This window comes from Halomonas sp. BC04, from assembly GCF_000568385.1.
Genome location: NZ_AZQX01000259.1, coordinates 1 through 11565 on the forward strand (window position 1 = coordinate 1; position 11565 = coordinate 11565).

An 11565-nucleotide genomic window follows, 5' to 3' on the forward strand; every position below is an offset into this window, starting at 1 on the left:
TACTCTGTGAAGCTTGATGGCCGATGTTGAGGCCGAGTCGGAGATCAGATCGGAGAGCGCGCATCCCATCATGGCCAGGCACCGATGAAGTGCCACTGACAGGCCGGATATAAGCGTGCAGTCTCACCCCCCCGCCGATACGTTTCGGGCTTGCACAACGGGACGGGTCCATATAAGGAAGCTTCAGCTCCGGTCCGACGCATCGGCGACTGGAGGCCGAAGGACTCCCAGCGGTGTTGCCGGCGCAGGCGATCGTCGCCAACCATAGCAGCCTCCGCCTCTCTCAGGGACCGCCAACACTGCGCCAGGGCCCGCGGTGGGTCAGGCGATCGCGCAGCAGGCGGGCCATCGCTTCTGCTGCCGGCTGGGAGGCGGCGGCGATATGCGGGGCGAAATGGAGCCTGGCCTCACAGCGCTTGAGTGGCGGCATATCCTCCGCGGGTCCCAGCTCGCGCATGGCCCCGGTCAGCCGCTCACGGTCGAGGACGCTGATTGCCAGGCCCATTTCCACCGCCTTCTCGACGGCATGGATGCTGGTACTGGTAAAGACCGCATGCCAGGGTCGGCCGATCGCCTCGAGCGCTTCGATGGCCAGGGCCCGATAGGGACAGTCCACTTCGTGCATCGCCAGGGGAATGCGTGGTCTACCACTCAGGTCGCCGACCCGAGGGCCGGCCCAGACCGGCGAGGTATGCCAGAGCACCTCGCCCCCCGGCAGCGGTTGGGACGGTCCAGCAGCACCGACAGCGTCAGCTGGGAGCGGCTCAGCTGTCGGGCCAGCTCACCACTGGTGGCGGTCACGATCTCGAGCAGGACATCGGGGTGGTGCGCCATGAATTCCGGCAGCACGCTGCCCAGCAGCTCCCGCGCATAGTCTTCCGGCAATCCCAGGCGCAGCTTGCCCCCCAGGCCGCGGCCGGTGAAGCGCGAGAGCATGCCGTCATGCAGTCGCAGCAGCTCGCGGGACTCCTGCAGCAGAGCCTCGCCTATGGCGGTCGGCTTCACGCCCCGTGAGCCTCGCTCGAGCAGTCGCGAGCCCAGCGCCTCCTCGAGCCGCTTGATCTGCATGCTGATGGCACTGACGGTGCGATGGCGCTGCTGTGCCGCAGCAGCCAGCGACCCCAGCTGGGCGGCCGCCTGAAAGCTGCGCAACAGCTCCAGGTCCAGTGCCGCGGACGAGACTTCAGGCATATTGAATGCTCGATCGAATAGTTATCGATTCATTGAAATCCATTTCTCCCCCATGCTCAAGGCCAGTTCATCCAGGAGGGAGGAGAATGCGAGCGTCATGGGTTTCACCGCTGATCGCCATGGGCTTCGTGGTGTGCTGGAGCTCCGGCTTCGTCGGGGGCAGACTGGCGACCGAGGCCGATACGCCGGTGCTGTCGCTGTTTGCCTGGCGTTTTCTGCTGGCGAGCCTGCTGGTCGCAGTCTGGTGGCGACTGATCGGCGGTGCTCGGCTGGCATTGCGCGATGTAAGGCGGGAGATGGCCGTAGGCAGCCTGACCATGGGCGGCTACCTGCTGGGGGTGATACTGGCGCTCGAGCATGGCGTCAGCACCGGCGTGGCCGCCTTGATTACCGCGCTTCAGCCGCTACTCGCTGCGGCCCTGGCCGGACCCTGGCTCGGCGAACGCCTGTCGGCCCGAGGCTGGGCGGGCATGGCCGTCGCCACGCTGGGCGTCTTGCTCTATGTGCTGGATGATGTCGAGCATGGCGGCGGCAGTGCGCCGCTGTGGGCCTATGCGCTGCCGCTGGGCTCGGTAGTGGCCGTGACGCTCGGCAGCCTGCTCTCCGTGCGCTGGGCTACCGCCATGCCGGTGGCGGCGACCCTGATGGTACAGCTGTTCGCCGCCACCGGAATATTTACCCTGGCGGCGGTGATCGTGGCGGGGGGAGTGCCGGTCCTGCCCGTCGACCGGCTCAGCCTCACCGCGATGGGCTGGCTGGTGGTGCTCTCCAGCCTGGGGGGATACGGTTTCTTCGTCGCGAGCCTGCGCCGGCTCGGGGTGACCCTGACCTCATCACTGGTCTACCTCACCCCTGCCGTGACCTTGCTCTGGGCCGCGGCCATGTTCGGCGAGCAGCCGAGCGCCCAGGGCATCACCGGCATGACGGTCGCCATCGCCGGCGCGGGCCTGGCTATGCGCAGCGTTGGTACAGCAGGTCCCAGACCCCATGTCCCAGTCGCTCGCCACGCGCCTCGAACTTGGTGAGCGGTCGAAACGACGGCCGGGGCACGTAGGGCGCGGTATCCGGCGAGGCGGTATTGGCATAGCCGGGGGCGGCTTCCATCACCTCGGCCATCCACTCGGCGTAGGCCTGCCAGTCGGTGGCCATGTGCAGCGTGCCGCCCACTTTCAGGCGCGTGCGGATCAGTTCGACGAAGGCGGGCTGGACGATGCGCCGCTTGTGGTGCTTCTTCTTCGGCCAGGGGTCGGGGAAGAAGAGCTGCAACGTATCGAGGCTGGCTTCCGGCAGGCACTGTTCGAGCACCGCCAGCGCATCCTCGCGATAGACCCGGATGTTGCCCAGGCCGCGCTTGTCGGCCTCGTCGAGCAGCTTGCCCACGCCGGGGGCATGCACCTCGATGCCGATAAAATCGGTCTCAGGGTGGCTCTCGGCCTGCTCGATCAGCGAGGCCCCCATGCCGAAGCCGATCTCCAATACCCGGGGCGCCTGGCGACCGAACAGGGCATCGAGATCCTGGCGCCCATCCGCCAGGGTCAGCCCCAGGCGGGGCCAGACCTCCTCCAGCCCGCGCGTCTGGGCCTGGGTCATGCGTCCGGCACGCAGCACATAGCTCTTGATGCCGCGGCGATGCAGGGGGGCATCCGGCCCTTCCGGGCCGGTGTTCGAGGTAACGTTGTCGTGGGGCTGGTCGCTCATGGAATCGATCGGGCTCTGGTAGGAAATTCAGCCGTTGATGCGGCCGGCAAAGGGCGACGAGGGGTCGGCGCTCTGGCGGCGCGGCATGCGACCGGCCAGGAAGGCTTCACGGCCGGCTTCAACGGCCTTCTTCATGGCACTGGCCATCAGCACCGGCTGACGGGCATGGGCGATGGCGGAGTTCATCAGCACGCCGTCGCAGCCCAGCTCCATGGCCATGGCCGCATCCGAAGCGGTGCCGATACCGGCGTCCACCAGCACCGGCACGCGGGCCTGTTCGATGATCAGTCGGACGTTGTGCGGATTCTGGATGCCGTGACCGGAACCGATCAACGAGCCCAGCGGCATGATGGCGCAGCAGCCATCTGCTCGAGCTCCCGGGCAACGATAGGGTCGTCGCTGGTGTAGACCATGACGTCGAAGCCATCCTTGAGCAGTTCCTCGGCCGCCTTGAGGGTCTCGACCACGTTGGGATAGAGGGTGTGATCGTCACCCAGCACTTCCAGCTTGACCAGCTTGTGGCCGTCGAGCAGCTCCCGGGCCAGCTTGCAGGTCCGCACGGCATCCTTCGCCGTGTAGCAGCCCGCGGTATTGGGCAGCAAGGTGAAGCGCTCGGGCGGCACGACGTCCAGCAGGTTTGGCTCGCCGGCCTCCTGCCCAAGGTTGCTGCGACGCACGGCAAAGGTGACCACCTCGGCACCGGAGGCGGCTATGGCTTCGGCCGTCTCGTCGAAGTCCTTGTACTTGCCGGTGCCCACCAACAGCCGTGACGTGAAGGTGTGGCCGGCGATTCGCAGCGGTTGGTCCTGAAAGAAGTCTGTCATCGAGTATGCCTTCGTAGGGTATCTGGAAAAGGGCGGCTAATCGGACCCATTCATCCACCGCCGATGGCATGGACGATCTCGACCCGGTCTCCCTGGCTCAGGCGGGTCGTCCCGTGCTCACTCCGGGGCACGATCTCCTCGTTGAGCTCGACGGCTATGCGCCGTCCTGTCAGGCCAAGGGTATCGATCAGCTGCGCCACCGTGAGATCGGCGGCCAGATCATGGGCCTCACCGTTGAGCTGGATCTGCATGGCGTCCTCTCTGCGTTGACGGGTCAATATTGTAGCCGGTTACGCTCCCTCGGGGTACGGTGGGCAGCGATACCAGCCGACAGGGAGTGATATCGATGCAGGACCGATCCTGGTGGGGCATGACGGCGCTGTCGGGTGCCTGGTGGTGATGGCGGGCGCCTTCGGCGCTCATGCCCTGGAAGGCCAGTTGGCCCCGCGGCTGGCTGCCGCCTTCGAGACAGGTGTGCGCTATCAAGCCTGGCACACCCTGGCGATGCTGGGCGTGCTGGCCTGGCGCGCCTCGCACCCACGCCGGGGACAGGGCGTGGTGCTGGGGCTTTGGACAGCGGGAATCGTGCTGTTCTCCGGCTCACTCTATGGCATGACCCTGACCGGCGTGCGCGGTCTGGGCATGATCACCCCCATCGGCGGCCTGCTGATGATCGGCGGCTGGCTGGCACTGGCGGTTTGCGCCCTGCGCGACCGCGCCTAGGCGATTTTTTGCCGTCTGACCGAGCGCAGCCAGTTTTAGGACAGTGCCCAGGGAGACGCTGAGCAAATCGCCGAGCGAAATGAAGCGCAAGGCGCACGGAGCGCAAGAACCGGAGCATATGCGGTATATGTGAGGATTCTGACCGGGCTGGCGCACCAGCACCGCGCAACGCAGCGATTCACTCGCGCAGGCATTTGTGCAGTGTTTCCCTAGTCGTTGTCGGGCAGCACGTAGGTAGCCGTCACCAGCGCCACCGGCGCCTCGTCACCGGCGGAGAACAGCTGCACCTCGCCCACGGCCAGGCGACGGCCCAGCTTCAGGATACGGGCATTGGCGATGATATCGCGATCCCCCCGGGGCCGGCGCAGGAAGCGACAATGCAGGTCGCTGGTGACCGCCATGGGCTCCGGGCCGATCTGGCCAGGATCGCCACGTAGAGGCAGACGTCGGCCAGCCCCATCAGGGTCGGGCCCGACACGCTGGCGCCGGGCCGCAGGTGTTCATCCTCGATGGCCAGGCTCATGGTGGCCCGCATGTGGCCGACGCCTCGATGGTCCCGGCGCGCTGGGGGAATATCTCGTCGAGAAAGTCTTCGATGGCGGCGGCGGTCATCACGGTCATGGCATGGCTCCCTGGGGAAAGAGGTAATCTTGGGACGATCGGACAAGATAGACGAGGCGGCCCGCCCCGCCCAGTCATCAAGTGTCGACGACATCAACGAAAACGCCCCCGCGGCCTGGGTCGCGGGGGCGTGGCGCCTAGCATGGGGCACAGTCGGGCCGGTCCTGGCCTATTTCGCCTTGTGTACGGCGCGCCAGTGGTGCAGCAGCGGCTCGGTGTAGCCGGAGGCTGCTCGCGCCCCTTGAAGATCAGGTCGGAGGCGGCCTGGAAGGCCGGGGAGCCCTTGAAGTCGGCGCTCATCGGCGTGTAGGTGGGATCGCCGGCGTTCTGCTCGTCGACCACCTTGGCCATGCGCTCCAGGGTTTCCTGGACCCGGGCGCTGTCCACCACGCCATGATGCAGCCAGTTGGCGATATGCTGGCTGGAGATGCGCAGGGTGGCGCGGTCTTCCATCAGGCCGACGTTGTGGATATCCGGCACCTTGGAACAGCCCACTCCGTGCTCGACCCAGCGCACCACGTAGCCAAGGATGCCCTGGCAGTTGTTGTCGAGCTCCTGCTGGATCTCGTCGCTGGACCAGTTGGCCTCGGCGGCCACCGGCACGGTGAGCAGGTCATCCAGGTAGTCCGGCTCCCCCTGCGTCTCCAGCTCGCGCTGGATACCGATCACATCCACCTGATGGTAGTGCAGCGCGTGCAGGGTGGCGGCGGTGGGTGACGGCACCCAGGCGGTGTTGGCGCCTGCCTTGGGGTGGCCAATCTTCTGCTCGAGCATCGCCGCCATCAAGTCCGGCATGGCCCACATGCCCTTGCCGATCTGGGCGCGGCCGCGAAGGCCGCAGGCCAGGCCGACCTGGACGTTGTTCTTCTCGTAGGCGGCGATCCAGGCGGCGTTCTTCATGTCACCCTTGCGGATCATCGGGCCCGCTTCCATGGCGGTATGCATCTCGTCGCCGGTACGGTCGAGGAAGCCGGTATTGATGAACACCACCCGGGAGGCAGCCTCACCGATACACGCCTTGAGGTTGACCGTGGTACGACGCTCCTCGTCCATGATGCCCATCTTCAGGGTGTCACGAGCCATGCCCAGCAGATCTTCCACGCGGCTGAAAAGCTCGCTGGAGAACGCCACTTCCTTCGGGCCATGCATCTTCGGCTTGACGATGTAGACGGAGCCGGCGCGTGAGTTACGCGGCGCGTCGGCACCCTTGTTGAGGTCGTGGAGCGCTAGCAGGCCGGTGACGATGCCATCGAGGATGCCTTCCGGCAGCTCGTTGCCGTCGGCATCGAGCACCGCCGGCGTGGTCATCAGGTGGCCGACGTTGCGCACGAACATCAGCGAGCGGCCCGGCAGGGTCAGCTTGCCGCCATCGGGGGTGGTGTAGTCCCGGTCGCCATGCAGGCGACGGGTGATGGTCTTGTCGCCCTTGGCGACCTGCTCTTCCAGGTCGCCACGCATCAGGCCCAGCCAGTTGCGATAGACGCCCACCTTGTCCTCGGCATCCACCGCCGCCACGGAATCCTCGCAATCCATGATGGCGGTCAGTGCCGCCTCCACCACGAGATCCTTGACGCCGGCCGGGTCGGTCTTGCCGATCGGGTGAGCCGGGTCGATCTGGATCTCCAGGTGCAGACCATGATTGGCCAGCAGCACCGAGTCGGGGCTCGCCGCCTCGCCGGTATAGCCCACCAGCTTGCCGGAATCCTTGAGGCCGGTCTCCCGGCCGCCTTCAAGGGACACCACCAGATGGCCATCACGCAGGGCATACTTCACTGCATCACGGTGCGAGCCGGTGGCCAAAGGGGCGGCGCGGTCCAGCACACCGCGGGCGTAGGCGATGACCTTCTCGCCCCGCTTGGGGTTGAAGCTGGCTCCCTTCTCGGCGCCATCCTCTTCGGAGATGGCGTCGGTGCCATACAGTGCATCGTAGAGGCTGCCCCAGCGGGCATTGGCGGCATTCAGCGCATAGCGGGCATTGCTCACCGGCACCACCAGCTGCGGCCCGGCCTGAATGGTGACTTCGCTATCGACATTGGCGGTGGTGACCTTGACCTGGGCGGGGGCATCAACCAGGTAGCCGATCTCCTTCAGGAAACCGCGATAGGCGGCCATATCGCCCACCGGACCGGGGTTTTCACGGTGCCAGCTGTCGAGCCGCTCCTGCAGACTCTCGCGTTCGGCGAGCAAATCCCGGTTTTTCGCTGTCAGATCATGAAAGATGGCGTCGACGCCCGCCCAGAAAGTTTCTGCATCGATGCCGGTACCCGGCAGGGCCTGCTCGGTAATGAAGCCATCCAGCTCGGCAGCCACCTGAAGACGGTGGCGAGTGACGCGTTCTGACATGGGGGAGTCTCCTCGTGATGGCGGCGGACGAGGCACAATCCGCAGCCGCAATCCGTGGGGGTGAAACCACTCTATGGCGCCAATTTTGTGGAAAATTGTTCCATATGTAAACCCGGGTGAAAGGTTCAGCACACTAGACATAGGGTTAAGAGGCATTGTTTTGACCATTTGGTCAATTTCTTTGCTCCATGGTCTATCGCTAGGCTAGACGACTCCTGTGTAAACTGAGACTTCAGCGCCATTCGACTGCCAGCAGCCATGACGGCTCGCAAGACGACCGGCTTACCTGTCGGAGGACATGATGACCGACTTCACCCCCCTGCAGGCCCTGGGGCCCATTGCCCCCTTCGGCTCGGATGCCGGAGAACCGCTGGCCGACTACCTAGACTACTACGGGCTGTCGCCCTTGCTGACCGAGCACGTGGGACTCTACGTCGGCTACCTGGAGACAGAGCGCTATCAGCTCTGGACCCAGGTGTGGAGCCCCCGCCAGGCGATCGGCACCGCCTTCGTGGTACACGGTTACTTCGATCACCTGGGCCTGTACCGCCACCTGCTGGAGCGGCTGCTGGAGCGCGGCTGGCGAGTGGTGCTCTGGGATCTGCCGGGGCACGGCCTATCCAGTGGTCGGCGAGCTTGTATCGACGACTTCGACCACTATGGCGAATGCCTGCGTGCCCTGCAGGACCAACTGAGCGACCGAGGGCTGGCACCCAGGCCCTGGCTCGGTGTCGGCCAGAGCACCGGCGCGGCGATCCTTGCCACCGACGCCCTCAGCCGCCCCGATGACGGGCACTGGTCTGGCCTGGTCCTGCTGGCGCCGCTGGTGCGCCCTTCCGGCTGGTCCCAGTCGAGCTGGCTGCACCTGCTGGTCGGCCCCTTCGTGCGCACCCTCCCCCGCCGGTTCCGGGAGAACTCCACCGATAGCGAGTTCGCCGTCTTTCTGCGAGAACAGGATCCCCTTCAGCCCGAACATCTATCGATGATCTGGGTGAGTGCCATGCGCCGCTGGATGCCACAGATGCTGGCACTCCCCCCCAGTGAGCTGCCCACCCTGATCCTGCAGGGGGAGCAGGACCTGACCGTGGACTGGGAGTGGAATCTGTCAGTGCTGGAGCGCAAGTTTCCCAATGCGCGCATTCACCGCCACCCGGAGGCGCGGCATCACCTGGTCAATGAAGCGGAGGCCATACGCCATACGCTGTTCGCGGCCCTGGACGACTTCATCGTCGACCTTGAGCTTCCCTCCCCGGCCTTTGACGAGTCTCCGTCCCGATGCTGAAATACGCCACGATACTATTGACGGCCCTGCTGCTGGTCGCTGCGCCACCCAGCCTCCCGAACCCGACCCGATTCGCCGGGCCCTGCAGAACCTGAGCGACCGTGCCGCCGACCGGCTGATGATCGTGGCCGAAATACAGCCGCCCCAGGACCAGGTACTGTTGCTCGCTGCGCCCTCGGTGGACACCAGTCTGAGTATCGCCCCCGAGCGTTTCCGGGAGAACCTGACCCGGGCCATGCTGCGGGTGTCGGATGGTCCACAGGTACTGGACTGGCGACCCGCCATGGCCGGCAACAGTGGCGATCATCAGTGGCGCCTGGAGAGCCGGCTGGAAGCTACCGCGCCGCGCCTGCAGCTCTCCGACCGGGAGCTGCTGCCCTACCGGCTGACCCTGTCTCTGTTCCGCCCCGATAACGCCGCCGCACTCTGGGAGACCTCGATCGAAGGGGCCTTCGACGCTACGGCGCTATAAGAGCCCTCTCAGCCCTGGCGCTGACGATCCAGTTGCCGATAGCCGATGGCTTCCATCAGCTCCGCCCGCTCCGGTCGTGGCTTGCCAAGCAGGTCGGCCAGGGTCAGCGCCACCCGCAGCACCCGATGGTAGGCCCGCGCGGAGAGCCTCAACCGCTCGAGCACCCCGGCCAACCAGGTGCGATCCGCCGTCGACAGTGCACAGGCTGCCTCCAGCTCGCGGCTTCCCAGATGGGCGTTGAGCGCCCCCCGGTCATACTGGCGCTGGCGTGCCGCCATCACCCGCTCCCGCACCTCGGCCGAACTCTCCCCTGTCTCACGGGAGGTCAGCTGTTCCGGCGGCAGCGCCGGCACCTCCACCTGCAGGTCGATTCGATCCAGCAGCGGCCCCGAGAGCCGCGACTGGTAGCGCTGGATCTGGGCGGCGGTGCACTGGCAGGCCTGGCGGGGGTCGCCCAGGTGTCCGCAGGGGCACGGGTTCATGGCGGCAACAAGCTGAAACCTGGCGGGAAAGCGTCTTTCGTGGTTGGCCCGGGCGATATGGATTTGCCCCGACTCCATGGGCTCGCGCATCACCTCCAGCACATGACGGCTGAACTCGGGCAGCTCATCGAGAAACAGCACCCCCTGGTGGGCCAGGGATATCTCACCGGGACGCGGCCAGGAGCCACCGCCCACCAGGGCCACGGCGCTGGGCGGTATGGTGGGGCGCACGAAAGGGGCGCCGCCCCCAATGTTCCGAGAGCGGCAGGCCGCAGACCGACCGCACGGCGGCCACTTCCAGGGCCTCTTCCTCGGTCAGCGGCGGCAGGATTCCCGGCAGCCGGCTGGCCAGCATGGTCTTGCCGGTGCCTGGCGGGCCCGAAAAAAGCAGGTTGTGCCCTCCGCGGCGGCAATCTCCAGCGCCCGGCGAGCCTGGTGCTGGCCCCGCACCTCGGCCAGATCTCCCTCGATGACTGGTGACAGCGGCGGTGCTTCCAACTGGTGCGCCGCAATCGGTGTCTGGTCGAGCAGATGGGCTACCACCTCCAGCAGGTGGTCGGCGGGGAGCACCTGGAGGTCGCCGGCCAGAGCGGCCTCGTCGGCGCTCTCTCGAGGCACGATAAGCTTGCGGCCGGCACGTCGTGCGGCCAGGGCCAGCGGCAGCACACCGCTGATCGGGCGCAGCCGACCGTCCAGCGCCAGCTCGCCGACACTCTCGATGCCATCGAGGGCATCGCCGGGCAACTGGCCGGAGGCCACCAGGATGCCCAGGGCAATGGGCAGGTCGAAGCGCCCGCCGACCTTGGGCAGGTCGGCGGGCGCCAGATTGAGCACGATACGGCGGGTGTTGGGGAAGTCGAAGCCGGCGTTGGTGAGGGCGCTGCGCACCCGTTCGCGGCTCTCCTTGACCGCCGCCTCCGGCAGGCCGACCAGGGTCATGCCCGGCAGGCCGTTGGCCAGATGTACCTCGACGAGTACCTCGGGGGCCTCCAGCCCCAACCCGGCCCGGGTGGCAACGATTGCCAGCATCATGCGGTCCCTCGCAGTCAGTGTGCTTGATCGCTACAGATTTGGCTTTGTCTGAAAAGTCGGCGAACGAAGGTCAGACAAGGCAAAAAGCGGCGAAAAAACGGAGTTTACTCGGTGTAAATGAGTATTTTGAGTCGCTTTTTAACGCAGTATGGCCAAGTGCAGCCAGTTTTCGGATAAAGCCTAGCACCGCTGCATAAAGACCGCCGAGAGGCTCATCAACGCCCCGCTTCGCCGCCGCCGGCATCCTCCTCGGGGTTGCTGTCATCGACTTTCGGTGCTGCATCGACAGCGGGAGCGTCGTCTGCGCGAGCCGCCAGCGCCGCTTCGAGTGCGCTCACCTGCTGCTCCAGCGCTTCCACGCGAATGCGGGTGCGCTGCATGACGTCCATGAGGATGTCGAAATCCTCTCGCGACACCAGGTCCAGGCGATCGAAGGCGCCGCGCACGACCTGCTGGACGCCCTTGTGGATCTCCTCGGGTGCCTGGGAGGCCCCCTGCAGTCGCTCGCCCAGTTGCTGGGCCAGCCGGCTGATGGGATCTTGACTCGCCATGGTTCTCTCTCCAACGAAATGGGTTTGCCTACAGGATACGCAACGCCCTTGAGTCGCGCATTCCCCTTCGCCGCCCCATGGCGAAGCAGCTGCACCATAACCCGGCGCCATTATGGTGCAATGCGCTTTTCCAAGCCTGCTCATTGCGTGCAAAGTCGCAACGATTAAAATCTTAACAATCTGAAATAAATAAGCTTTATCTCAAACCGGCACGCTTATCGCTTGGCAAGCGTAACCCATGCGACGGACGAGAGCCGTCGCACCATCCAAGCCGGGAGATTCGAGATGAAGCTCATCACCGCCATCATCAAGCCATTCAAGCTGGACGACGTCCGCGAGGCGCTGC

General features: G+C 65.8%; 10 protein-coding genes and 4 pseudogenes. 5 read left to right on the forward strand and 9 right to left on the reverse strand.

Going from position 1 to position 11565, the window contains the following annotated elements; all coding sequences use genetic code 11:
* Window positions 1-283: 283 nt before the first annotated feature.
* Together Q427_RS35525 and Q427_RS35530 are read right to left on the reverse strand one after the other, a co-directional pair.
* Window positions 284-703 (reverse strand): LysR substrate-binding domain-containing protein, encoded by a 420-nt coding sequence (locus tag Q427_RS35525; RefSeq protein ID WP_269321275.1) that lies wholly within the window; start codon window positions 701-703, stop codon window positions 284-286.
* Entirely contained in the window at window positions 652-1191 is a 540-nt protein-coding gene (locus Q427_RS35530) for a LysR family transcriptional regulator (RefSeq protein WP_269321276.1), read from the reverse strand. Before Q427_RS35530 ends, Q427_RS35525 begins: the two co-directional genes overlap by 52 nt.
* A gap of 86 nt (window positions 1192-1277) precedes the next feature.
* Here Q427_RS35530 and Q427_RS17925 point away from each other — a divergent pair, with 86 nt between their 5' ends.
* A complete protein-coding gene (locus Q427_RS17925; RefSeq protein WP_043516481.1) occupies window positions 1278-2216 on the forward strand; it encodes a DMT family transporter in 939 nt (312 codons plus the stop codon).
* On the opposite strand, the gene trmB is transcribed toward Q427_RS17925, so the two are convergent.
* The 3 genes and pseudogenes from trmB to thiS all read right to left on the reverse strand — a co-directional run bounded on the left by trmB (window position 2143) and on the right by thiS (window position 3964).
* A complete protein-coding gene (gene trmB, locus Q427_RS17930; RefSeq protein ID WP_043516483.1) occupies window positions 2143-2889 on the reverse strand; it encodes a tRNA (guanosine(46)-N7)-methyltransferase TrmB in 747 nt (248 codons plus the stop codon). The two genes, Q427_RS17925 and trmB, sit on opposite strands and share 74 nt — an antisense overlap.
* A 27-nt stretch (window positions 2890-2916) precedes the next feature.
* Window positions 2917-3713: pseudogene (locus Q427_RS17935) on the reverse strand (thiazole synthase).
* Window positions 3714-3763: 50 nt separating this feature from the next.
* On the reverse strand, window positions 3764-3964 hold the full coding sequence (gene thiS, locus Q427_RS17940; protein WP_043516485.1) for a sulfur carrier protein ThiS: 201 nt from the start codon (window positions 3962-3964) through the stop codon (window positions 3764-3766).
* Window positions 3965-4076: 112 nt separating this feature from the next.
* Between thiS and Q427_RS17945 the strand changes: the two genes are divergently transcribed.
* The gene (locus Q427_RS17945; protein WP_331280658.1) at window positions 4077-4436 is read left to right on the forward strand and encodes a DUF423 domain-containing protein; all 360 of its coding nucleotides are present in this window, start codon (window positions 4077-4079) and stop codon (window positions 4434-4436) included.
* Window positions 4437-4645: 209 nt separating this feature from the next.
* Here Q427_RS17945 and Q427_RS17950 read toward each other — a convergent pair.
* Window positions 4646-5057: pseudogene (locus Q427_RS17950) on the reverse strand (PaaI family thioesterase).
* Window positions 5058-5226: 169 nt separating this feature from the next.
* Window positions 5227-7400 (reverse strand): annotated as a pseudogene (locus tag Q427_RS17955) (malate synthase G).
* Between the two features lie 301 nt (window positions 7401-7701).
* Between Q427_RS17955 and Q427_RS17960 the strand changes: the two are divergent.
* Both Q427_RS17960 and Q427_RS17965 read left to right on the forward strand, forming a co-directional pair.
* Window positions 7702-8682, forward strand: coding sequence for an alpha/beta hydrolase (locus tag Q427_RS17960; protein ID WP_043516488.1), 981 nt, complete (start codon window positions 7702-7704; stop codon window positions 8680-8682).
* Window positions 8657-9154, forward strand: a complete 498-nt coding sequence (locus tag Q427_RS17965; protein ID WP_231613771.1) for a hypothetical protein — start codon at window positions 8657-8659, stop codon at window positions 9152-9154. Before Q427_RS17960 ends, Q427_RS17965 begins: the two co-directional genes overlap by 26 nt.
* An 8-nt stretch (window positions 9155-9162) precedes the next feature.
* On the opposite strand, the pseudogene Q427_RS37045 reads toward Q427_RS17965, so the two are convergent.
* Window positions 9163-10668: pseudogene (locus Q427_RS37045) on the reverse strand (YifB family Mg chelatase-like AAA ATPase).
* Between the two features lie 215 nt (window positions 10669-10883).
* Window positions 10884-11219 carry an accessory factor UbiK family protein gene (locus Q427_RS17975; protein WP_043516490.1) on the reverse strand — a complete coding sequence of 112 codons (336 nt, stop codon included), beginning with the start codon at window positions 11217-11219 and terminating at the stop codon, window positions 10884-10886.
* A gap of 285 nt (window positions 11220-11504) precedes the next feature.
* On the opposite strand from Q427_RS17975, the gene Q427_RS34335 reads away from it, so the two are divergent.
* A partial coding sequence (locus tag Q427_RS34335; protein WP_442905525.1) for a P-II family nitrogen regulator occupies window positions 11505-11565 on the forward strand: 61 nt, incomplete at its 3' end.